Source organism: Pseudomonas sp. S10E 269, from assembly GCF_002798465.1.
GTDB classification, from domain to species: Bacteria; Pseudomonadota; Gammaproteobacteria; order Pseudomonadales; family Pseudomonadaceae; genus Aquipseudomonas; species Aquipseudomonas pergaminensis.
This window is the reverse complement of the sequence record NZ_PHIJ01000001.1, coordinates 2,587,161-2,608,142: the sequence shown is the minus strand read 5'-3', so window position 1 is coordinate 2,608,142 and position 20,982 is coordinate 2,587,161. Positions and strand designations below refer to the sequence as shown.

At 59.7% G+C, this 20,982-nt stretch carries 22 protein-coding genes; 11 read left to right on the top strand and 11 right to left on the bottom strand.

The genetic code is table 11. From position 1 onward, the window contains the following. The first annotated feature begins 84 nt into the window (after positions 1-84). Together CWC48_RS12015 and CWC48_RS12005 are read left to right on the top strand one after the other, a co-directional pair. Positions 85-1,461: a glutamine synthetase family protein gene (locus CWC48_RS12015; RefSeq protein ID WP_010207341.1), complete on the top strand. Its 1,377-nt coding sequence runs from the start codon at positions 85-87 to the stop codon at positions 1,459-1,461. Positions 1,462-1,720: 259 nt separating this feature from the next. Continuing rightward, positions 1,721-2,350 (top strand): TetR/AcrR family transcriptional regulator, encoded by a 630-nt coding sequence (locus tag CWC48_RS12005; protein ID WP_078050625.1) that lies wholly within the window; start codon positions 1,721-1,723, stop codon positions 2,348-2,350. Between the two features lie 113 nt (positions 2,351-2,463). On the opposite strand, the gene CWC48_RS12000 is transcribed toward CWC48_RS12005, so the two are convergent. The 6 genes from CWC48_RS12000 to ssuE form a co-directional block, all read right to left on the bottom strand. Further along, positions 2,464-2,679, bottom strand: coding sequence for a molybdopterin-binding protein (locus CWC48_RS12000; RefSeq protein ID WP_003213899.1), 216 nt, complete (start codon positions 2,677-2,679; stop codon positions 2,464-2,466). Positions 2,680-2,784: 105 nt separating this feature from the next. Further along, positions 2,785-3,591 carry an aliphatic sulfonates ABC transporter ATP-binding protein gene (gene ssuB / locus CWC48_RS11995; protein ID WP_015886420.1) on the bottom strand — a complete coding sequence of 269 codons (807 nt, stop codon included), beginning with the start codon at positions 3,589-3,591 and terminating at the stop codon, positions 2,785-2,787. Further along, positions 3,588-4,376, bottom strand: a complete 789-nt coding sequence (ssuC, locus tag CWC48_RS11990) for an aliphatic sulfonate ABC transporter permease SsuC (protein WP_078050626.1) — start codon at positions 4,374-4,376, stop codon at positions 3,588-3,590. The genes ssuB and ssuC overlap by 4 nt, the downstream gene beginning before the upstream one ends. A 9-nt stretch (positions 4,377-4,385) precedes the next feature. Further along, complete coding sequence (gene ssuD, locus CWC48_RS11985) at positions 4,386-5,534, bottom strand: FMNH2-dependent alkanesulfonate monooxygenase (protein WP_003176786.1); 1,149 nt, start codon at positions 5,532-5,534, stop codon at positions 4,386-4,388. Positions 5,535-5,559: 25 nt separating this feature from the next. Continuing rightward, positions 5,560-6,528 (bottom strand): sulfonate ABC transporter substrate-binding protein, encoded by a 969-nt coding sequence (locus CWC48_RS11980; RefSeq protein WP_100491916.1) that lies wholly within the window; start codon positions 6,526-6,528, stop codon positions 5,560-5,562. 95 nt (positions 6,529-6,623) lie between these two features. Continuing rightward, complete coding sequence (gene ssuE, locus CWC48_RS11975; RefSeq protein WP_015886424.1) at positions 6,624-7,217, bottom strand: NADPH-dependent FMN reductase; 594 nt, start codon at positions 7,215-7,217, stop codon at positions 6,624-6,626. Between ssuE and CWC48_RS30145 the strand changes: the two genes are divergently transcribed. Beyond that, positions 7,216-7,413 (top strand): hypothetical protein, encoded by a 198-nt coding sequence (locus CWC48_RS30145; RefSeq protein WP_157806813.1) that lies wholly within the window; start codon positions 7,216-7,218, stop codon positions 7,411-7,413. The two genes, ssuE and CWC48_RS30145, sit on opposite strands and share 2 nt — an antisense overlap. Positions 7,414-7,533: 120 nt before the next feature. Here CWC48_RS30145 and CWC48_RS11970 read toward each other — a convergent pair whose 3' ends face one another. Then, positions 7,534-8,172, bottom strand: coding sequence for a peroxiredoxin (locus CWC48_RS11970; RefSeq protein WP_078050628.1), 639 nt, complete (start codon positions 8,170-8,172; stop codon positions 7,534-7,536). 291 nt (positions 8,173-8,463) lie between these two features. Beyond that, positions 8,464-9,870 carry an OprD family porin gene (locus CWC48_RS11965; protein ID WP_100491915.1) on the bottom strand — a complete coding sequence of 469 codons (1,407 nt, stop codon included), beginning with the start codon at positions 9,868-9,870 and terminating at the stop codon, positions 8,464-8,466. 370 nt (positions 9,871-10,240) lie between these two features. Between CWC48_RS11965 and tauA the strand changes: the two genes are divergently transcribed. Next, on the top strand, positions 10,241-11,227 hold the full coding sequence (gene tauA, locus CWC48_RS11960; RefSeq protein ID WP_078050630.1) for a taurine ABC transporter substrate-binding protein: 987 nt from the start codon (positions 10,241-10,243) through the stop codon (positions 11,225-11,227). A 110-nt stretch (positions 11,228-11,337) separates the two neighbouring features. On the opposite strand, the gene argA is transcribed toward tauA, so the two are convergent. Together argA and argE are read right to left on the bottom strand one after the other, a co-directional pair. Next, positions 11,338-12,639 carry an amino-acid N-acetyltransferase gene (gene argA / locus CWC48_RS11955; protein WP_078050631.1) on the bottom strand — a complete coding sequence of 434 codons (1,302 nt, stop codon included), beginning with the start codon at positions 12,637-12,639 and terminating at the stop codon, positions 11,338-11,340. Between the two features lie 135 nt (positions 12,640-12,774). Beyond that, entirely contained in the window at positions 12,775-13,923 is a 1,149-nt protein-coding gene (gene argE / locus CWC48_RS11950) for an acetylornithine deacetylase (RefSeq protein ID WP_078050632.1), read from the bottom strand. A 157-nt stretch (positions 13,924-14,080) separates the two neighbouring features. Here argE and CWC48_RS11945 point away from each other — a divergent pair, with 157 nt between their 5' ends. After that, entirely contained in the window at positions 14,081-15,448 is a 1,368-nt protein-coding gene (locus CWC48_RS11945) for an inorganic triphosphatase (protein WP_099493171.1), read from the top strand. A 67-nt stretch (positions 15,449-15,515) separates the two neighbouring features. Here the strand turns inward: CWC48_RS11945 and CWC48_RS11940 are convergent, their stop codons facing one another. Then, positions 15,516-15,986, bottom strand: a complete 471-nt coding sequence (locus tag CWC48_RS11940; RefSeq protein WP_010207358.1) for an Lrp/AsnC family transcriptional regulator — start codon at positions 15,984-15,986, stop codon at positions 15,516-15,518. Positions 15,987-16,113: 127 nt separating this feature from the next. Here CWC48_RS11940 and CWC48_RS11935 point away from each other — a divergent pair, with 127 nt between their 5' ends. From CWC48_RS11935 to CWC48_RS11910, 6 genes are all read left to right on the top strand, one after another. Continuing rightward, positions 16,114-16,452 (top strand): hypothetical protein, encoded by a 339-nt coding sequence (locus tag CWC48_RS11935; protein ID WP_100491914.1) that lies wholly within the window; start codon positions 16,114-16,116, stop codon positions 16,450-16,452. An 84-nt stretch (positions 16,453-16,536) separates the two neighbouring features. Then, positions 16,537-18,216, top strand: coding sequence for a GspE/PulE family protein (locus tag CWC48_RS11930; protein ID WP_100491913.1), 1,680 nt, complete (start codon positions 16,537-16,539; stop codon positions 18,214-18,216). A 77-nt stretch (positions 18,217-18,293) separates the two neighbouring features. After that, positions 18,294-19,214, top strand: coding sequence for an SPFH domain-containing protein (locus CWC48_RS11925; protein WP_078050636.1), 921 nt, complete (start codon positions 18,294-18,296; stop codon positions 19,212-19,214). A 10-nt stretch (positions 19,215-19,224) separates the two neighbouring features. Then, positions 19,225-19,671 (top strand): NfeD family protein, encoded by a 447-nt coding sequence (locus CWC48_RS11920; protein ID WP_034110117.1) that lies wholly within the window; start codon positions 19,225-19,227, stop codon positions 19,669-19,671. A 69-nt stretch (positions 19,672-19,740) separates the two neighbouring features. Continuing rightward, on the top strand, positions 19,741-20,055 hold the full coding sequence (locus tag CWC48_RS11915) for a DUF2388 domain-containing protein (RefSeq protein ID WP_003176799.1): 315 nt from the start codon (positions 19,741-19,743) through the stop codon (positions 20,053-20,055). Between the two features lie 188 nt (positions 20,056-20,243). Beyond that, positions 20,244-20,909 carry an outer membrane protein gene (locus CWC48_RS11910; protein ID WP_100491912.1) on the top strand — a complete coding sequence of 222 codons (666 nt, stop codon included), beginning with the start codon at positions 20,244-20,246 and terminating at the stop codon, positions 20,907-20,909. Positions 20,910-20,982 lie beyond the last annotated feature (73 nt).

The following is a 20,982-nucleotide window of genomic DNA, read 5'->3' as shown; positions in this document are numbered from 1 at the left end:
CGCTTGACTTCGGCATGCCGTTCGGGTTGACTGAAACCAGAAAAGATCAATGATTGATATTTTTAACAACAAAGGTGTTGCATCATGTCGGTACCCCCGCGTGCCGTTCAGCTTAACGAAGCGAACGCGTTCCTTAAGGATCATCCTGAGGTTCTGTACGTAGACCTTCTAATTGCGGATATGAATGGTGTGGTGCGCGGCAAGCGCATCGAACGCACCAGCCTCCACAAGGTTTACGAGAAGGGCATTAACCTGCCTGCCTCTTTATTTGCCCTGGATATCAACGGCTCTACGGTGGAAAGCACCGGCCTGGGCCTGGACATCGGTGATGCTGACCGAATCTGTTATCCAATCCCCGACACCCTGTGCAATGAACCTTGGCAAAAGCGCCCTACCGCGCAATTGCTGATGACCATGCACGAACTTGAAGGTGAACCTTTCTTCGCCGATCCGCGCGAAGTGCTCCGCCAAGTTGTAAGCAAATTTGACGACCTCGGTCTGACCATCTGCGCCGCCTTCGAGCTTGAGTTCTACCTGATCGACCAGGAGAACGTGAACGGCCGCCCACAACCGCCCCGCTCGCCGATCTCCGGCAAACGCCCGCACTCGACACAGGTCTACCTGATCGACGACCTCGACGAATATGTCGACTGCCTCCAGGACATTCTGGAAGGGGCAAAAGAGCAAGGCATCCCGGCCGACGCCATCGTCAAGGAAAGTGCCCCGGCGCAGTTCGAAGTGAACCTGCACCACGTGGCCGACCCGATCAAGGCTTGCGACTACGCAGTACTGCTCAAGCGCCTGATCAAGAACATCGCCTACGACCATGAGATGGACACCACCTTCATGGCCAAGCCTTACCCAGGCCAGGCAGGCAACGGTTTGCACGTGCACATCTCGATCCTGGACAAAGACGGCAAGAACATCTTTGCCAGCGAGGATCCCGAGCAGAACGCCGCATTGCGTCACGCGATCGGCGGTGTGCTCGAGACCCTACCCGCTCAAATGGCGTTCCTGTGCCCCAACGTCAACTCTTACCGCCGTTTCGGCGCACAGTTCTACGTGCCGAACTCGCCGTGCTGGGGCCTGGACAACCGCACCGTGGCGATTCGCGTACCGACCGGCTCGTCCGATGCGGTCCGTATCGAACACCGTGTTGCCGGTGCCGACGCCAACCCTTACCTGCTGATGGCTTCGGTCCTGGCAGGCGTGCACCACGGCCTGACCAATAAGATCGAGCCGAATGCACCGGTGGAAGGCAACAGCTACGAGCAAAACGAGCAAAGCCTGCCGAACAACCTGCGCGATGCGTTGCGCGAGTTGGACGACAGCGAGGTGATGGCCAAGTACATCGATCCTAAATACATCGATATCTTCGTCGCCTGTAAGGAAAGTGAGCTGGAAGAGTTTGAACACTCCATCTCCGACCTTGAGTACAACTGGTACTTGCATACCGTGTAAGCGGTTGCTGCCGTAACTGCGGTGAGCGGGCTTGCTGTGGTGAGCGGGCTTGCCCCGCGCTGGGCTGCGCAGCAGCCCTACATCCGGACGCCGGGTTCTTTCTGAAAGAACTCGGCGTTTTTATTGGGGCCGCTTCGCAGCCCAGCGCGGGGCAAGCCCGCTCACCACAGCAAGCCCGCTCACCACAAAAGCCCCCGCCCTAGGTATGGATCCTCCCCAGGCTCTGCGTACAATGCTCCCTGCCTTGTAGGAGACTTCCATGACCACCCGCCCCGCCGCCCCTCGCAAACCCCGCGCCCGCAGCCAGGCCCGGATCGACGCGATCCTCGACGCCGCCCGCACCTTGCTGGCCGCCGAAGGCGTGGCAGGTTTGTCGATCTACAGCGTGGCCGAGCGTGCGCAAATTCCACCGTCATCGGTGTATCACTTCTTCGCCAGCGTACCGGCCTTGCTGGAGGCACTCACGGCAGACGTCCACGCGGCCTTCCGGGCAGCGATCCAGGCACCCATCGAGCACGAGTCACTCAAGCACTGGCGCGACCTGTCCTGCATCGTCGAGCAACGCATGCTCGCCATCTACGACCAGGATGCCGCCGCACGCCAGTTGATCCTGGCCCAGCACGGGCTCACTGAAGTGACTCAGGCGGATCGCCAGCATGATCTGGAGTTGGGGAACTTGATGCTGGAGGTGTTCAATCGCCACTTTGAAGTGCCGACACTGCCCAGCGATGTAGACGTGTTTGCCCTGGCGTTGGAACTGAGCGACCGCGTGTATGCGCGCTCGGTGCATCAGCATGGGCTGATCACACCGCGCATGGCGGATGAAGGGATGCGGGTGTTTGACGCGTATGTGGGGCTTTATTTGCCGCCCTATCTGCCCAAGCGCTGATTTCTTGAGAGACAGGGATGACCTCATCGGGGGCAAGCCCCCTCCCACATGTTGACCGCGCCACCTATCAAATGTGGGAGGGGGCTTGCCCCCGATGGCGACCTCAAGAACGATCACAACTTGGCAATCGATACCTCGGTGGATTTAACGAAGGCAATCACTTCGCTGCCAATCACCAGCTCCAGCTCTTTGACCGAACGGGTGGTGATCACGGACGTCACGATGCCGGACGCCGTCTGCACGTCGATTTCCGACAGCACGTCGCCTTCGACGATTTCCTTGATGGTGCCTTTGAACTGGTTACGCACGTTGATGGCTTTAATAGTCATACGATTTCTCCTCGGGTCGAAATAGCTGCAAGTTGTTAGCTATAAGCTGCAAGTAAAAGCGCATTGCTTTCCCTTACAGCTTGAGGCTGGAAGCTTGCCGCTGCTTTATTGCGCCCAACGCAATTGCGTAGGCAGCGGTGAAACAGGTTCGGGTTCCGGCGGTGTGCCGGGCAACGACAGCACACGGTTGAGCACTTCGGCTTCCAGCGCGGCCAAGCGATGCGAGCCCCGGGCACGCGGGCGCGGTAGGTCGACGATGAGGTCCAGGCCGATTTCGCCGTCTTCAATCAGGATGACGCGGTCGGCAATCGCCACGGCTTCGCTGACGTCGTGGGTCACTAGCAACACGGTGAAACCGTGCTTCTGCCACAGGTTTTCGATCAGTTGCTGCATCTCGATGCGGGTCAGGGCATCCAGTGCGCCCAGCGGCTCATCCAGCAGCAGCAAACGCGGTTGGTGGATCAGCGCACGGGCCAGGGCCACGCGTTGCTTCTGCCCGCCGGACAGCGCCGCTGGCCATTCATTGGCGCGTTCGGCCAAGCCGACCGCTTCCAGGGCTTCCAGCGCCTTGGGGCGCCAGTTGCCTTTAAGGCCCAGCCCAACGTTGTCGATGATCTTTTTCCACGGCAGCAAGCGCGCTTCCTGGAACATCAACCGCGTGTCTTCAATGGCTTCGCTCAGCGGTGCGGAACCGGCCAACAGCTCGCCGCCGCTGGCCTTGTCCAGGCCGGCCAACAGGCGCAGCAAGGTGCTTTTACCGCAACCACTGCGACCGACCACCGCGACAAATTGGCCGGCCGGAATGTGCAGGTCGATGTCCTTGAGCACTTCGCGCGCACCAAAGGCCTTGCGCAACTTGCGCACCGCCAGGGGAATGCCCTTGAGCAGGCGCGGGGGTTGTTGAGCTGTCATGCCGCACCTCCTTTGTTCACTTGATACGCCGGGTGCCAGCGCAGCCACACACGCTCCAGACCGCGAGCGGCCAGGTCGGCGAGTTTGCCGAGGATGGCGTACATGACGATGGCCAACACCACCACATCGGTTTGCAGGAATTCACGGGCGTTCATCGCCAGGTAGCCGATACCCGAACTGGCGGAGATGGTTTCCGCCACGATCAGCGTCAGCCACATGAAGCCCAGGGCAAAGCGCACGCCCACCAGGATCGACGGCAGCGCGCCCGGCAGGATCACCTGGCGGAACAGGCTGAACCCGGACAAGCCATAACTGCGCGACATTTCCACCAGTGCCGGATCAACATTGCGGATGCCGTGATAGGTGTTGAGGTAGATCGGGAACAGCGTGCCGAGGGCAACCAGGAAAATCTTCGCCGTCTCGTCAATGCCGAACCACAGGATCACCAGGGGAATCAGCGCCAAGTGCGGCACGTTACGGATCATCTGCACCGAGCTGTCCAGCAGGCGTTCGCCCCACTTCGACAGGCCGGTGATAAAGCCCAGTGCCAGGCCGATGCTGCCACCGATCAGGAAACCCAGGCCGGCACGCCAGCCGCTGATGGCCAGGTGGGTCCAGATTTCGCCGCTGGCGACCAGGTTGATGCCGGCTTCAATCACTGCGCTGGGGGCCGGCAGGATCCGAGTGGACAACCAGCCCGCCGACACCGACAACTGCCACACCGCCAGCAATAGAACCGGCAGTACCCAGGGCGCCACACGGTGGCTTAGTTTTTCATAGTTCATGGCGCTGCCTCAGCTCTGTGACGCAGCTTTGGGAAGGATGTCGTTGGCGACCATCTCGCCGAACGGGCTCACGTAGCCGGCGCTTTTCGGCAGCTCGGGACGTTCGATATCCAAGTGGGGGAACAGCAGCTCTGCGACGCGATACGACTCTTCCAAGTGTGGATAACCGGAGAAGATAAAGGTGTCGATGCCCAGCGCTGCGTACTCCTTCACGCGTGCTGCTACGGTTGGGCCATCGCCCACCAGCGCGGTACCCGCACCGCCGCGGACCAGGCCGACGCCGGCCCACAGGTTGGGGCTGACTTCGAGGTTGTCGCGGTTGCCACCATGCAAGGCAGCCATGCGTTGCTGGCCGACGGAATCGAAACGCGCCAGGGAGGCCTGGGCACGGGCGATGGTGTCGTCGTCCAGATGGGAGATCAGTTTGTCGGCGGCTTTCCACGCTTCATCGTTGGTTTCACGCACGATGACATGCAGGCGAATACCGAAGCGCACGGTGCGCCCGAGTTTCGCGGCCTTGGCGCGCACCTGTTCGATTTTTTCCGCGACGGCCGCCGGCGGCTCGCCCCAGGTCAGCACCATTTCCACCTGCTCGGCTGCCAGGTCCTGGGCCGCTTCGGAAGAACCGCCGAAGTACAGCGGTGGACGCGGCTGCTGGATCGGCGGGTAAAGCAGCTTGGCGCCTTTGACGCTGATGTGTTCGCCGTCGTAATCCACGGTTTCGCCTTCCAGCACACGGCGCCAGATACGGGTGAATTCCACCGAGGCCTGGTAGCGCTCTTCATGGCTGAGGAACAAGCCATCGCCGGCCAATTCCTCCGGATCACCCCCGGTGACCAGGTTGAACAGCGCACGGCCACCGGACAAGCGGTCAAGGGTCGCAGCCTGTCGCGCCGCTACCGTCGGGGAAATGATCCCGGGGCGCAGCGCGACTAGGAATTTCAGACGCTGGGTCACGGGGATCAGCGAGGCGGCCACCAGCCACGAATCTTCGCAAGAGCGCCCGGTGGGAATCAGCACCCCGCCGAAACCCAGGCGGTCAGCGGCTTGGGCCACTTGCTGCAGGTAACCGTGGTCAACGGCGCGAGCGCCTTCGGCGGTGCCAAGGTAATGGCCGTCGCCGTGGGTAGGCAGGAACCAGAAAATATTGAGGCTCATGGAGTTGTCTCCTGAAGAAGTCGGATTACGGCGCTTTGGCCACGGCGGCGGGTGGCGTCCAGATCACGTCCTTGATGTTCAAGGGCTTGGGGATCAATTTGAGTTGGTAGAAGCTGTCGGCGATTTTCTGCTGGGCCGCCACCACTTCCGGGGTTAGGAACAGTGCGCCGTAGCCTTGGCGTTTCACCGAGGTCAGGGTGATGTCAGCCGGCAGGCCGAGCAGCGGCGCTACTTGTTCAGTCACTTCCTGTGGGTTGGCCTTGGACCATTCGCCCACGGCGCGCACTTCTTCGATCAGGGCCTTGACCACTTCCGGATGCTTTTCAGCGTACGGCTTGGTTGCCAAGTAGAACTGATGGTTATCGGCAATGCCGGTGCCGTCACGCAGGGTGCGGGCTTGCAGTTGTTTCTCGGCGGCGGCCTGATACGGATCCCAGATCACCCAGGCATCCACGCTGCCACGTTCGAAGGCGGCGCGGGCATCGGCGGGCGGCAGGAACACGGTCTGCACGTCGGTGTATTTCAGGCCGGCATCTTCCAGGGCACGTACCAACAGGTAGTGCACGTTGGAGCCTTTGTTGAGCACGACTTTCTTGCCTTTGAGCTCGGCCACGGATTTGATCGGCGAATCTTTCGGCACCAGGATCGCTTCGCTGGTCGGTGCTGGCGGCTCGTAGGCCACGTAGACCAGGTCGGCGCCGGCTGCCTGGGCGAAGACCGGCGGGGTTTCGCCTGTGACGCCGAAGTCGATCGAGCCGACGTTGAGGCCTTCAAGCAATTGCGGGCCGCCAGGAAACTCGGTCCACTGCACGTTCACGCCCTGGGCCGCCAGGCGTTTTTCCAGGGTGCCCTTGGCTTTGAGCAGCACCAGCGTGCCGTACTTCTGATACCCGATCCGCAGGGTCTCGGCCGCTTGAGCTTGAACAATGGCGCCGAAGGACACAGCCGCAGCAAACAGTGCGACCAGACCACGACGCAAGATGACAGTGCGCATGGCGCTCTCTCCAAATAATGCGATGAGGGGGTTGGCTGCACCTGCTTGGCCGTTGGCGGCTGAGTAAGGTGAGTTTTTTTACATTTCGGTGTGGCTTAAATGCTCCAGCGAGCACTCAACAAACGTTCATTCAACACATGGGGGTCCAGCGGTTTCGGGCGACGGGCCATGGCGCCGTAAAGCGTTTCCAGGGCCTCGTGCAAACGGTGTTCGAGCACCGGCACCAGTTGCGCTTGGGCGCTGCCCTCGCCATAAGCAATCTGGCTGTCTTCGGCAAAGATGCCGTGCAGCAATTCCTGGGCTTTCAGCGCCGACAGCACCGGCTTCAACGCGTAGTCCACCGCCAGCATGTGGGCGATGCTGCCGCCGGTGGCCATTGGTAATACGATCTTGTGGGCCAGGGCGCGCTCGGGCAGCAGGTCCAGCACGGTTTTCAGCGCGCCGGAGAACGACGCCTTGTACACCGGCGTAGCGATCACCAGGCCGTCCGCGTTAGCCACTTGTTGCAGCAGGTCGATGACCTTGGGGCTGTCGAAGCGCGCGTGCAGCAAGTCCTCCGCCGGGAAGTCCCGTATCTGGTAACTCACCACTTCTACGCCTTTGTCTTGCAACCACTGACGGGTTTTATCCAGCAACACCCCGGAGCGGGAACGCTGGCTGGGACTGCCTCCAAGTGTTACGACCAACATGCAGGAATTCCTTGAGCAGGTGTCGGCGGTTCGCTGTGTGGCGATGGCGCCAAGATGGAACAGACCTTATCAGCAGATTTATATATCTTTAAATCTTATTTTTTCATGTGTTTATTCTTTAAATGCATATGGGATCAATCAAATCCCAGGCGAAAAAAAAGGCCGTGAAAACGGCCTGAAAACCCCTGCTATGTGATTCGGTTTACGTCTCAATCCTGTGGTACATGCACCGCCGCCATTGCGGGCAAGCCCGGCCCCCACAGTTGACCGTATTCCCCTGGGGGAGCCGGGCTTGCCCGCGATGGCGATTTCAGCATCAACGATTGGGCTGAGGGGTGAGCCGCAGGTACGGCTTCACCGCCCGGTAACCCTTCGGAAAGCGTTTCTTGATCTCGTCCTCATCCTTGAGCGACGGCACGATCACCACCTCGTCACCGTCCTGCCAGTTGGCGGGCGTGGCAACCTTGTGGTTGTCGGTCAGTTGCAGCGAGTCGATGACCCGCAGGATTTCGTGGAAGTTGCGCCCGGTGCTGGCCGGGTAGGTGATGGTCAGGCGGATCTTCTTGTTCGGATCGATGACGAACAAGGAACGCACGGTGAGGGTGTCACTGGCGTTGGGGTGGATCAGGTCATACAGGTCAGACACCTTGCGATCGGCGTCAGCCAGGATCGGGAAATTGACGACGGTGTTCTGAGTTTCGTTGATGTCTTCGATCCACTTGTGGTGCGAGTCCACAGGGTCCACCGACAGGGCGATGGCCTTGACGCCACGCTGGGCGAATTCGTCCTTGAGCTTGGCGGTGAAGCCCAACTCGGTGGTGCACACCGGGGTGAAGTCCGCCGGGTGGGAAAACAACACACCCCAGCTATCGCCCAGCCATTCGTGGAAACGAATCTTGCCGGCGCTGGAATCCTGTTCGAAGTCGGGGGCGATATCGCCCAGTCTTAGGCTCATGGTGTGGCTCCTGGTGAGTGCTTATGGAGCCCACTGTGCATGCATTGCGGATTATTTAAAAAGAATAAATATTGATTTATCTAGACGATAAAAGAATATTAAAAATCTGTTCATTGGACGTATTCGAAGGCGAGGAGCACCATCGCTTCCAAGGTTCGAGAAGGCCTTGAGACGCTGTACACAGAGGGGTTCAGGAAGGGCCTGCGGGGGTTTGGCCCGACTTGAAAGCAAGACACCTTGCCCGGTGTTGCACCGGGCAAGGTTTTGCACACTTACAACAGCTTCACGCTACTAGAACAGTGGCAGCGAGTAGCTGACGATCAGACGGTTTTCGTCTTGGTTACGCTGGCCAGGAATGTCGTTGCGCCACATTGCGTTTTTCCATGCCACACCGACGTTCTTCAACGGACCTTCTGGTACGACGTAGGCAACAGTGATGTCACGTTCCCACTCGTTCCCGCCGTCGCCATTGACAGCACGTTGCGGCCGGGTCGAACCGACGTTACCGCGGGTGTCGATATTGTCACCACGCAGGTAGACCACACCGGCGGTCAAACCTGGTACGCCAACCTTGGCAAAGTCGTAGGCGTAGCGAGCTTGCCAGGTACGTTCACCGGCACGGGCGAACTTGGCAATCTGCATGTCGGTGGTCAGGTAAGCCGACGAACCGTCGCCTTGGTTCAACCAAGGGAAGTCACTGTTACCGTTACTGACCTGGTAACCACCACCGAAGGTGTGACCACCCAGGGTGTACAGGAACAAGCCGCTGTACAGGTTGTTGTCGACCTTACCTTTGGTGACGGTCGCACCGGCGGCGTTGGTGCCGTAGTCACCTGTGGTGTAGTAATTCGCGTCGTGGCCGTTGGCGCCATCGTCGCGGCTATTGAAATAGCGCAGGTCGGTTTTCAGCACACCAGGACCGATTGCCCAGTTGTGCAGCAAGCCCAGGAAGTGCTGTTTGTAGAACTGATCCAGATTGCCGTAGTAGTACTGGGCAGTCAGGTCTTTGGTGATTTTGTAGTCGCCACCAGCGTAGTAGAACTTGTTGCTGTCACGGCCAGCGGCTGTACGACCGTTGGCGCCTGCGATAGACAGGTTCTCGACGTTGCTGGAGTTACGACCCTTGACCTTCTCGATCTGACCGGCAACCAGCGTCAGGTCTTTGATGTCGTTCGTGGTGATCTGGCCGCCCTGGAAGGTTTGCGGCAGCAGACGACCATCGTTGGTCACGATAACCGGCAGCTTGGGTTGCAGAGTACCCAGCTTCAGTTCGGTTTGAGAGATCTTCGCCTTGGCGGTCAGGCCCAGGCTGGAGTAGTTGTCAACAGCTTCGCCGTTGGACTTGCTCGGGAAAACCGTGCCGCCGTAAGAACCGGCGTTGCCAGTCGAACGAGCAGTGGCGCCGTTGGTGCCGCCACCCGAGTCCAGGCGCACGCCCAGCAGGCCGATAGCATCAAGACCGAAGCCTACGGTGCCTTGGGTATAACCGGAGATGAAACGCAGGTCGAAGGCTTGACCCCATTCTTCTTGCTTGTTCTGCGCGCCGGCCGCTTTGGTAGCGTCGTCACGGTTGTCAGTGTTGATGTAAAAGTTACGCAGCCCCAGTGTTGCCTTGCTGTCTTCAATGAAACCGGCAGCGCCTGCTTGCTGGGCGATTGCGCCCAAAGCTACAGCCAAAGCCAAGGTGGACTTCTTCATGTACCGCTCCTCTCATTTCTAATTTTTGTATTTCTTTGGTCTCGGGTCTGACGCCCTCGATCCACAGATGCGCGATTAGCGCCAGATAGTGACTACCAAGTCAATCGTAACCTTGTGTGTCTACTACCTTCGTCTAATCGCAGTTGATTTGGTCCCTGCAGGGTAATGAGTTTTTCATACACCCAAAAAGAATTGTTTCATTCTTTTTCATACGATTCGGGAATAAGCCTTTGCATGACGCGGACAAGTCAGGGTAGACGAACCGCTCCATAAGCTAATTCCTAAAGGGTATTTGTTAGCGCTTTTTTAGATCGTTTAGTGTGGTCGTACTGTTGCATACGTCACCCACGATCAAAAAGGCGACGCCATCATGGCCAAACGCACATCCTCCCGTCAATTTGTTACAGTTTTTGTGTCACTAATACTTTCTTTTGGTGTCAAAGCCGCCGATTTAACCATCGGCTACCAAACCGGTATTGATCCCAGCAAAGTCCCACAGGCCGACGGCCTGTATGAAAAGGCCATTGGCGAGAAGATCGCCTGGCGCCGGTTTAACAGTGGGCCGGAAGTCGTAACGGCTATCGCCTCTGGCGATGTGCAAATCGGCAACCTCGGTTCCAGCCCCCTCGCTGCGGCAGCTTCGCGCAATCTACCCATCGTCGCGTTTATCGTATCGGCCCAGATCAATACTTCTGAAGCATTGGTGGTGCGTAACGGCAGCGGCATCGAAAAACCCGAAGACCTGGTCGGCAAGACCATCGCCACGCCTTTTGTCTCCACCTCTCATTACAGCCTGCTCGGCGCACTGAAGCACTGGGGCCTGGATACCAAGCAAGTCAAAGTGGTGAACCTGCAACCCGCCGAAATTGCCGCCGCGTGGAAACGTGGCGACATCGACGGCGCTTTTGTCTGGTCACCCGCGCTCGGAGAGATCCGCAAGACCGGCAAGACCCTGACAGACGCGGCCCAGGTGGGTCAGTGGGGCGCACCAACGTTTGAGGTGTGGGTGGCACGCAAGGATTTTGCGCAAAAACATCCTGACGTAGTGGCCAAGTTTGCCAAGGTCACGCTGGACTCCTTCGCCGACTACGCCGCCCATAAAGATGCCTGGACGGTGGACTCCGAGCCGGTGCAGAAAATCGCCAAACTGACAGGTTCAAACGCCGCCGATATCCCAGAGCTGTTGGCCGGTACCACGTTCCCGGATGCGCAGGCACAACAAACTGACGCGCTGCTAAAGGGCGGCACGGCGAAGGCGATTGGGGAGACGGCGAAGTTCTTGAAGGAACAAGGAAAGGTTGAGGCAGTGTTGCCAGACTATTCAGCGTACGTAACCGATAAATTCGTCAAGCCCTGAACCCTGTAGGAGCCGGCTTGCCGGCGATGCCAGCGACTCGGTCTTGCACATAACCGAGGTGATGCAATCGCAGGCAAGCCAGCTCCCACGAGAGCCAGCCTTGCATTAAGTCAGAGAGCCTTCTCGAAAATCTTCGAATTACGCTGATAGTTGTACAGCGACGCCCGCGCCGACGGCAGGCGATCCACGCTGCTCGGCACAAAACCCCGCTCACGGAACCAGTGGGCGGTGCGGGTAGTGAGGACAAACAAGGTCTTCAAGCCCTGGGCACGGGCACGGGTCTGGATTCGCTCCAGCAACACATCACCCCGCGCGCCGTGACGGTACTCCGGGTTCACCGCCAGGCACGCCAGCTCACCCGCATCCGAATCTGCGATCTGATACAGCGCCGCACACGCGATGATCATGCCTTCGCGCTCCACCACGCTGAATTGCTCGATCTCACGCTCCAGCACCTCCCGCGAACGACGCACCAGGATGCCCTGCTCTTCCAACGGGCTGATCAAGTCGAGCAAGCCACCGACGTCTTCAATCGCCGCTTCGCGCACCAGTTCGAATTGTTCCTGGGCCACCAGCGTACCGCCGCCGTCCCGGGTGAACAGCTCAGTGAGCAAGGCGCCGTCTTCGGCGTAGCTGACAATATGGCTGCGCCCGACTCCACCCCGGCAGGCCTCGGCGGCCGCATCCAGCAATTCAGCCTGATAGTTACTGCTGCCCAGGCGCTGCAAATGAGCCGGCACTTGTTGCGGGCGCAGTTCGCGCACCAGGCGACCGTTTTCATCGATCAGGCCCATGTCTGCGCCGAACAGCAGCAGCTTGTCGGCGCCCAAGTCAATGGCGGCGCGGGTGGCGACGTCTTCGCAGGCCAGGTTGAAAATCTCACCGGTAGGCGAATACCCCAGCGGCGACAGCAGCACAATCGAGCGCTCATCCAGCAGGCGGTTGATACCCTTGCGGTCGACGCGGCGCACTTCGCCGGTGTGGTGGTAGTCCACGCCGTCCAATACACCGATGGGGCGTGCTGTCACGAAATTGCCGCTGGTTACACGCAAGCGCGAGCCCTGCATCGGCGACGAGGCCATGTCCATCGACAGGCGCGCTTCAATGGCGATGCGCAGGTGGCCGACCGCGTCGATCACGCACTCCAGCGTCGCCGCGTCAGTGATGCGCATGCCTTCGTGATAAGTCGGGATCAGGCCACGCGCTTCAAGGCGCACTTCGATCTGTGGCCGCGAACCGTGTACCAACACCAAGCGCACGCCCAGGCTGTGCAGCAGCACCAGGTCGTGGACGATATTGCCGAAGTTGGGGTGTTCCACACCGTCGCCGGGCAACATGACCACAAAGGTGCAGTCGCGATGGGCGTTGATGTAAGGGGAAGCGTGACGAAGCCAATTAACGTAGTCGGGCATGGAACCTGGGCCTGTAATAAAAAGCAGCCGAAAAAGGATGGATCGTGAAAGCGCACAGCGGGCTGATGGTTATCGTCGGAACAGGCTTGGCGACACGCTCACTCTCCTTCTATGTACGAACAGGCAGGGGTTAATTTATGCAGGTTTCAGGCAGTAATGTTCGATCAGTTCCCGCAATAGACGCACTGTAGGCGTCAAGCGTGACATTTCGAGGTACTCGCCCGGCTGGTGGGCGCAGGCGATATCGCCAGGGCCAAGCACCAGGGTTTCACAACCCAGGCGCTGAAGATAAGGCGCTTCGGTGCCGAACGCTACTGCTTCGGCACGGTGGCCGGTCAATCGTTCCGCAACCCGCACCAGTTCGGCATCTTCCGGCTGTTCGAAGGGTGGTACTTCGGGGAACAGTGGCGCGTAATCAATCTTGACCTGATGACGCTCGGCCAACGGCTGGAGCTTCTGCCGGATGGCATCGCGCAGCACTTGAGGGTCCATGCCGGGCAGAGGGCGCAGGTCGAATTCCAGGGAACACTGGCCGCAGATGCGGTTGGGGTTATCGCCGCCGTGGATGCAGCCGAAGTTCATGGTCGGTTGCGGCACGCTGAATTGCGGGTTGCGATACTCGCGCTGCCAGGCCAGGCGCAAACCACGCAGTTCGCCGATGGCGTCGTGCATGGCTTCGAGGGCGCTGTGGCCCAGCCGGGGGTCCGACGAATGGCCGCTTTGGCCAAGGATGTCGATGCGTTCCATCATCACGCCTTTGTGCAGGCGGATGGGCTTGAGCCCGGTCGGCTCGCCGATCACCGCGGCGCGACCCAGCGGGCGCCCCGCTTCGGCCAGTGCGCGGGCGCCGGACATGGAGCTTTCTTCATCGCAGGTCGCAAGGATCAGCAGTGGCTGCTTGAACGGCTGATCCAGCAGCGGCAACACCGCCTCGATGGCCAAGGCAAAAAAACCCTTCATGTCGCAACTGCCCAATCCTACCCAACGGCCGTCTACTTCCGTCAGCTTGAGCGGATCGGTCTTCCACAGCGCCGCGTCATAGGGGACGGTGTCGCTATGCCCCGACAGCACCAGGCCACCAGGGCCACTGCCGAAGCTGGCCAGCAGGTTGAATTTGCCAGGGCTGACTTGCTGGATGTCGATGGCAAAACCCAGGTCACCCAGCCAACTGGCGAGCAAATCGATCACCGGGCGGTTGGTCTGGTCGAGAGACGCCTGGGTGCAACTGACCGAAGGTGCGGCAATCAGCGCGGCAAACTGCTCTTTCATGGACGGTAACGGCATGCGCGGTCTCTCTACTTCCCGGATGAGCCTCACTATAGAACCATCTGCACGACACAATAAACCGTTGCGGCACGTTGCCGGCTCAGTCCTGTACACTGCACGACCTTGGCAGCCACTCTTTTCCCCGGCTGCGCTCCCGATCCTGGATTTTCCGGCCATGCAGAAAGAAACTGAAATCAAGCTCCGCGTCAGCCGCGAGACCCTCGCCGCGCTGCGTGAGCACCCGCTCCTGAAAAAACGCAACAAAAGTGGCTGGGAACGCCGTGAGTTGATGAACCAGTACTTCGACACCCCCGAACGCGACCTGGCCCAGGCCAAAGTCGCCCTGCGCTTGCGCAAGGACGGTGACGACATCATCCAGACCCTCAAGACCCGTGGCCAAAGCGTCGCCGGCTTGTCGGAACGTAACGAGTACAACTGGGAATTGCCCAAAGCCAAGCTCGATGTGAAGAAGCTCGACGGCGAATGCTGGCCCGAGCAACTGGCCGAGCTGGACAAGAAAACCCTCAAGCCGATCTTCACCACCGACTTCGTGCGTGAACGCGCCGAAATCGCCTGGGGCCGTGGCAAGGCCAAGGTGGTGATCGAAGCCGCCCTGGACCTCGGCCATGTGGTGGTCGGCAAGCAGAAAGAAGAAATCTGCGAGCTGGAACTGGAACTGCGTGAAGGTGAGCCGGCAGCGCTGCTGGAACTGGCCGCCGAACTGGCCGCCACCCTCGCGCTGATGCCCTGTGACATCAGCAAGGCCGAACGCGGCTACCGCCTGTACGACGCCAGCAGCTACTCCCTGAGCCTGCCCGCGCCACAACTGCACGCCGAAATGCCACTGGACGACGCCTTCGCCGCGATCATGTGGCACCTGCTCGGCAGCAGCCAGCGCCTGGCCGAGCAATACCGGTTCAATGGCCACTGGCGTCTGCTGCAGGACTGGGTCGACAACCTTGGCGAACTGCGCGCCCTGATCGGTAGCCTCGGCCAGGCCGCACCGCGCCAATCCACCAGCGAACTGCGCAGCGCACTGGATGCATTGCTGGAAGACTGGCGCCCGCTGGTTCAGGCCGGTGATGACGATGAAGACATTCGCAAAGCCGCGCCGGAACAATTCGTCGAAGAATTGGACGACGTGCGCTGGGGCCTGTTCTCACTGAACGCTTCGCGCTGGCTGCTGGCCCGCACCTGGACCGCAGACCGCAACGTACGAGGCAACCGCCAAGGCGCTGCGCAGATCACCAACTGGCTGCCGCGCCTGTTGGCCGACGATGCCGTCGCCTTGCAACTGCCGCGCTATCAGCAACAGCCGGAAGACCTGGCTGAGCAACTGCCGCGTATCGAACGTATCCAGGCCTGGCTGCACCACGCGCGTCAGGTGGTGGACATCCCGGAACTCGACCGCCTGTATGGCGAGCTGAACAAGTTGGTGCAACTGGCCAACCAGCCGATCACCGACGAGTCGCTGGATGCGCGGATGCATCAGGCGATTGCGGTGTATCAGAACCGTGCCTGGAAGACCTTGTTGCGTCTGTAAGTTCGCGATCGCCGGCTCCTGCACTGTCCCTGCAGGAGCCGGCTTGCCGGCGATAAGGCCATCCCTGTCAGCGCAATACTGGCAGGCTGGTGGTGGACTTGATCTCGGACAACGCCACGATCGAGTTGACCTCCTGAATCCCCGGCACCATCGACAGTTTTTCAAAGAAAAACCGCTCATACGCCTCAATGTCCGAGGTGACGATGCGCAGCAGAAAATCCACCGCCCCCATCAGCACATAACACTCCAATACTTCCGGAAACCCACGAATCGCGTCGGTGAACTCGGTGAAGTTGGAACGGCCGTGGGCGTTGAGTTTTACCTCGGCGAAAATCTGCGTATTGAGGCCGATCTTCTTGCGATCCAGCAGGGTCACCTGACCACGAATCACGCCCTCTTCCTTCAGCCGCTGGATCCGCCGCCAGCACGGGGATTGAGACAGCCCCACCTGTTCAGCGATCTGCGCGCTGGAAAGCGAGGCGTCCTCTTGCAACAGAGCCAGGATACGGCGGTCGTAGGCGTCCAGCTCGCTGTGCATATAAATACCTGTTATGGCGCTTATCTTGAATTGAATGAGTCGATTAATCGAATAACAGGCTCATCTTAGATAAGAAATCTCCCGAGGCGAATGTAAAAATTTCTCCAGCCGATTTTGGAGAGCTCGCATGCACGCCGTCGAAACCACCCACCCTGTTACCCGCGTTGATGCGTGGGCCGTGGATAGCGCCCATTGCCAGGCGCACTACCGGATCATCGCGGAGGCGGAGCCGGACGTGTTGTGCCGGGTACTCAACTTTTTCGCCCTGCAGTTCCTCACGCCTCAGCAAGTCACAGCGAGCCGGGAAGACGACCTGCTGCACCTCGACATCGTGATGGATGGCTTGAGCTGGCACCGCGCCCAGGTGATCGGTGAAAAGATTCGAAACCTGATCAGCGTTTGCACGCTGGACCTGTGGTCCGCCGATTCCGTGGGGCCTGCGGCGGTGGTGGCCGTCGCCCAGTAAAAGCCTGCAATACACGCAGGGAGGTGGATAGCCAGAGCCTGGCTAGCCTGGGATTTATGCCCACTGCCTCCCAGGAAATCCACCATGCCTGTCGATCAACGATTGGAACTGCATCAGCTGTTGCCGGCTTTGGTCGAAGGGCGGCTGATCACTCCCGAAGTCGCGCAGCACTTGTCGGCATTGCCGGCCAGCAACACCGAGCATCCCTTGGAGCGCATCGCAGCCCTGGGTCCTAACCTGGAAGCCCTGACCGAATGGCTTGCCCAGCAGGCCGGGCAACCTTATCTGCGCATTGATCCCTTGAAGATCGACGCGGCAGCGGTAGTGCCGCTGATGTCCCAGGCGTTTGCCCAACGCCACGCCATCCTTGCTGTGGCGGTGGACGCGCAGACCGTTACTGTCGCCAGCGCCCAGCCCTACATCAGCAGTTGGGAAGCCGGGCTGGCCCAGGTGCTCAAGCGTTCGATCAAGCGCGTGGTCGCCAACCCCCAAGATATTGCGCGTTGCATCGGTGAGTTCTACCGGTTGGCCAAGTCCGTCAGCGGTGCCGACCAAAAGGTCGCGGCGCCCGGCCATGTCGACCTGCTCAACCTCGGCGTCAGTGACCAGGAACCAGATGCCAATGACGCGCATATCGTCAATATCGTCGACTGGTTGTTGCAGTACGCTTTCGGCCAGCGCGCCAGTGATATCCACATTGAGCCGTGCCGCGAACAGGGCCGCGTGCGCTTTCGCATCGACGGTTTGCTGCATGACGTCTATCAGTTTCCACCCCAGGTCACGATGGCGGTGGTCAGCCGCCTGAAAAGCCTGGGGCGTATGAACGTGGCGGAAAAACGCAGGCCCCAGGACGGTCGGGTCAAGACCAAAAGTCCCACGGGGGCGGAAGTGGAGTTGCGCCTTTCCACCTTGCCCACAGCGTTTGGCGAGAAACTGGTGATGCGGATTTTCGACCCGCAGGTGCTGCTCAAGGGCTTTGACCAGCTGGGTTTGTCCGTGGATGACCAACAGCGCTGGCACACCATGACCCAGCAAACCAACGGCATCATCCTGGTCACCGGCCCGACCGGTTCCGGCAAGACCAGCACGCTCTACACCACGCTCCGACAACTGGCGACCCGCGAGATCAACCTGTGCACGGTGGAAGACCCTGTCGAGATGGTCGAGCCGGCGTTCAACCAGATGCAGGTGCAGCACAACATCGACCTGACCTTTGCCAGCGGCGTCCGCGCCCTGCTGCGCCAGGACCCGGACATCATCATGATCGGCGAGATCCGCGACCAGGAAACCGCTGAAATGGCGATCCAGGCTGCGTTGACCGGGCACCTGGTGCTGTCGACCCTGCATACCAACGATGCTCCCAGCGCGATCAGCCGCTTGCAGGAGCTGGGCATTGCGCATTATTTGATCAAAGCCACGTTGCTGGGCGTGATGGCGCAACGGTTGGTGCGGGTTTTGTGCCCCCACTGCAAACGGGCGCAGGGGGAGGTCCATGAAGCGGTGGGGTGCGTTGAATGTCGCAACAGCGGGTATCGGGGGCGGGCCGGCGTGTACGAAATCATGGTGTTGAACGAGGAACTCAAAACCCTGATCACGCCCGGCGCCGATGTGCAGGTGCTGCGCCAGGCCGCGGTGGCCCAAGGCATGTGCAGCCTGCGCAGGGCCGGCCTGCAAAAAGTCGAAGCGGGGCTGACCACGATGGCGGAAGTATTACGGGTGACCCCTGGGGATTCGGTAACAAATCCTTTGTTTGTTACGCGGTGAAACCGTTCTTATCGGTGACAACACCGTTACAATCGGCCGAACGTCGTTTCACTGACACCATCAGATAGGGAATCGCTATGCAGATCGGAACCGTACTGCTTCTTTTCGTGGGTTTGGCCATCGCCATCCTGTTCATGGGCTTCAAGGTCGTCCCCCAGGGTTACCAGTGGACGGTCGAGCGTTTCGGCCGCTACACCAACACCCTCAAGCCAGGCCTGAACATCATCATCCCGATCATGGATCGCATCGGCCGCAAGATCAACGTGATGGAAAGCGTGCTGGATATCCCGCCCCAGGAAGTCATCACCGCCGACAACGCCACCGTACAGATCGACGCCGTGTGCTTCTTCCAGGTGGTCAACACTGCCCAGGCCGCCTACGAGGTCAACAACCTCGAACACGCTATCCGCAACCTGCTGCAAACCAACATCCGTACCGTGCTCGGCTCCATGGAGCTGGATGCGATGCTCAGCCAGCGTGACGGCATCAACGAAAAACTGCTTAAAACCGTGGACGAAGCCACCGCGCCATGGGGTATCAAGATCACCCGTATCGAGATCAAGGACATCAGCCCGCCCGCCGACCTGATGGCCGCCATGTCCGGCCAGATGAAAGCCGAACGGATCAAGCGTGCACAAATCCTCGAAGCCGAAGGCCTGCGCGCCTCGGCGATCCTGACCGCGGAAGGCAAGAAGCAGGCGCAGATCCTGGAGGCCGAAGGTAGCCGGCAGGCGGCGTTCCTTGAGTCCGAGGCACGCGAGCGTCAGGCCGAAGCAGAGGCCCGTGCGACACAGGTGGTGTCGGAGGCGATTGCGTCGGGCAACGTGCAAGCGGTCAACTACTTTGTTGCGCAAAAATACATCGATGCCCTGGGCAAGCTGGCGTCAGCCAACAACAGCAAGGTCATCCTGATGCCGCTGGAGGCCAGCCAGGTGATCGGCGCGGTCGGCGGCATCGGCGAGATCGTCAAGGCAACGTTCGACAACAAGAAAGGCTGAGGCCGGCGCCATGTGGGATTTCCTGCAGCATCTCTCGTTCTGGGATTGGCTGGCACTGGGCACGGTGCTGTTGATTCTTGAAGTATTCGGCGCCGGCGGCTACCTGTTGTGGATGGGTATCGCGGCGGCCGCCGTGGGTGTCATCAAGTTCCTGGTGCCACCCCTTGGGCTGGAATGGCAGCTCCTACTGTTTGCCGTGTTGTCGATCTTGACGGCGGTGTACTGGTGGAAGCGCCAGCGCAGCAGCGCCAAGGCCAGTGATCAGCCGGGTCTCAATGAGCGCGGCTCGGAGCTGATCGGGCGCACCTTCATGGTGCACCAGGCGATTGTGGATGGCCGGGGCAAGGTAAAAGTCGGCGATGGCGTATGGATGGTGACCGGGCCTGACAGCCCCGTAGGCGCTCAAGTACGGGTGGTGGGCCAGGAAGGCGTGGTTTTAAAGGTTGAAACTGTTTAGTCAGTGATGGAACTCGGTTGGGTTAACTACAATCATAAAGTACAGATAACCCACCCGGAGTCACCCATCATGCGTCTCAAATATGCTGTCGCAACCCTTGCTGTGCTTTCCCTCCCTGTCGGTTCAGCCATGGCCGACAGTTTCTGGCGCAACGTCATCTCGTCGGGCGCTACCACCGGCTCGACGTACTTGACCTTCAAAGACCACAAGCTGGTAGTTGCCGCGCAAGACGACGCAGGCAGCTTCGTTGCCAGCGACGGCGGGATCCGTGGCCCGTACCTGGAAGCCGCGATGCAGAAAGTCCGCGCCGATAACCCTGGCCTGCAGGCCACGGACATGGAGCTGGCCAACGCCATCCTCGCGAAAAACGCAGTGACCGAATAACTCGGGCTGTATAAAAAATGCCGCTGTTAACAGCGGCATTTTTTTGTCCTCAATTCCTACGGTCATCGTCGCTGGGCACTACGCAAACATTGCTGCTTTCCCAACTGAATACAGAGAAGTCCTGTCGAGCCTCAGTCTGCGGGGCAACAAGCTAAGGGTTCCTTTTTAAATAAAGCGAATCACTGCCCATGCACAAGATTGTCTACGCACTGCTGCTCTCTGCGTTTTCCACCGCCTACGCCCAGGCAGAAAGCTGGTACGGATCAGCCAAAATCAACAGCGCTCGCCAGAACCTCTCCAGTTCACTGCTCACCAGCCCTCGCGTGACGGACAGGGTGGACGCCCCGGATAGCAGCAAAGCATTCGTCGCCTCTTTTGCCGCAGGCTACGCCTTCGACAATGGTTGGCGTCTGGAAGGGGAATACACGATGCCGAATGACTCGACATTCAAGTCCTACTGGGCCCCCTTCAATGCCAACGTCAACAGCCTGCAGGTCCAGAGCCAACGCTTGATGCTCAATGGCTATAAAGATATCCCGATCAACTCATGGTTATCGTTTTACGGTATGGCCGGGGTAGGTGTCGCTCGCATTGAAGCCGAGGGCTATCAAACCAATGAGACCCGTCGTTTCGCCAATCACCGTCAGCATAACTTCGCCTACAGCGTAGGCTTGGGGCTGGAAGCCAAGGTCAGTGAGCAAATCACGCTGGGTACTGGTTACCGTTACATCGCAATGGGCGATGTTGAAACCGGCTACAACACCTTCGCGAACCGCGTGAACGCCCGGGATGAACAACTCAAAGGCAAGCTCAAGGAGCAGAACCTGTTTCTGGAAGCGCGTTACTCCTTCTGAACCCGCAGAAAATGCCGCTGTAGAAGCGGCATTTTTTTGCCCGGACGGTGACGTTTCATTCACAGGCGACAGG

Bases quoted from the DNA above. Each gene is read 5' to 3' on its own strand.
- CWC48_RS12015 (WP_010207341.1), top strand. From the start codon at position 85: ATGTCGGTACCCCCGCGTGCCGTTCAGCTTAACGAAGCGAACGCGTTC.
- CWC48_RS12005 (WP_078050625.1), top strand. From the start codon at position 1,721: ATGACCACCCGCCCCGCCGCCCCTCGCAAACCCCGCGCCCGCAGCCAG.
- CWC48_RS12000 (WP_003213899.1), bottom strand. From the start codon at position 2,679: ATGACTATTAAAGCCATCAACGTGCGTAACCAGTTCAAAGGCACCATC.
- ssuB (WP_015886420.1), bottom strand. From the start codon at position 3,591: ATGACAGCTCAACAACCCCCGCGCCTGCTCAAGGGCATTCCCCTGGCG.
- ssuC (WP_078050626.1), bottom strand. From the start codon at position 4,376: ATGAACTATGAAAAACTAAGCCACCGTGTGGCGCCCTGGGTACTGCCG.
- ssuD (WP_003176786.1), bottom strand. From the start codon at position 5,534: ATGAGCCTCAATATTTTCTGGTTCCTGCCTACCCACGGCGACGGCCAT.
- CWC48_RS11980 (WP_100491916.1), bottom strand. From the start codon at position 6,528: ATGCGCACTGTCATCTTGCGTCGTGGTCTGGTCGCACTGTTTGCTGCG.
- CWC48_RS30145 (WP_157806813.1), top strand. From the start codon at position 7,216: ATGCAGGAATTCCTTGAGCAGGTGTCGGCGGTTCGCTGTGTGGCGATG.
- ssuE (WP_015886424.1), bottom strand. From the start codon at position 7,217: ATGTTGGTCGTAACACTTGGAGGCAGTCCCAGCCAGCGTTCCCGCTCC.
- CWC48_RS11970 (WP_078050628.1), bottom strand. From the start codon at position 8,172: ATGAGCCTAAGACTGGGCGATATCGCCCCCGACTTCGAACAGGATTCC.
- CWC48_RS11965 (WP_100491915.1), bottom strand. From the start codon at position 9,870: ATGAAGAAGTCCACCTTGGCTTTGGCTGTAGCTTTGGGCGCAATCGCC.
- tauA (WP_078050630.1), top strand. From the start codon at position 10,241: ATGGCCAAACGCACATCCTCCCGTCAATTTGTTACAGTTTTTGTGTCA.
- argA (WP_078050631.1), bottom strand. From the start codon at position 12,639: ATGCCCGACTACGTTAATTGGCTTCGTCACGCTTCCCCTTACATCAAC.
- argE (WP_078050632.1), bottom strand. From the start codon at position 13,923: ATGCCGTTACCGTCCATGAAAGAGCAGTTTGCCGCGCTGATTGCCGCA.
- CWC48_RS11945 (WP_099493171.1), top strand. From the start codon at position 14,081: ATGCAGAAAGAAACTGAAATCAAGCTCCGCGTCAGCCGCGAGACCCTC.
- CWC48_RS11940 (WP_010207358.1), bottom strand. From the start codon at position 15,986: ATGCACAGCGAGCTGGACGCCTACGACCGCCGTATCCTGGCTCTGTTG.
- CWC48_RS11935 (WP_100491914.1), top strand. From the start codon at position 16,114: ATGCACGCCGTCGAAACCACCCACCCTGTTACCCGCGTTGATGCGTGG.
- CWC48_RS11930 (WP_100491913.1), top strand. From the start codon at position 16,537: ATGCCTGTCGATCAACGATTGGAACTGCATCAGCTGTTGCCGGCTTTG.
- CWC48_RS11925 (WP_078050636.1), top strand. From the start codon at position 18,294: ATGCAGATCGGAACCGTACTGCTTCTTTTCGTGGGTTTGGCCATCGCC.
- CWC48_RS11920 (WP_034110117.1), top strand. From the start codon at position 19,225: ATGTGGGATTTCCTGCAGCATCTCTCGTTCTGGGATTGGCTGGCACTG.
- CWC48_RS11915 (WP_003176799.1), top strand. From the start codon at position 19,741: ATGCGTCTCAAATATGCTGTCGCAACCCTTGCTGTGCTTTCCCTCCCT.
- CWC48_RS11910 (WP_100491912.1), top strand. From the start codon at position 20,244: ATGCACAAGATTGTCTACGCACTGCTGCTCTCTGCGTTTTCCACCGCC.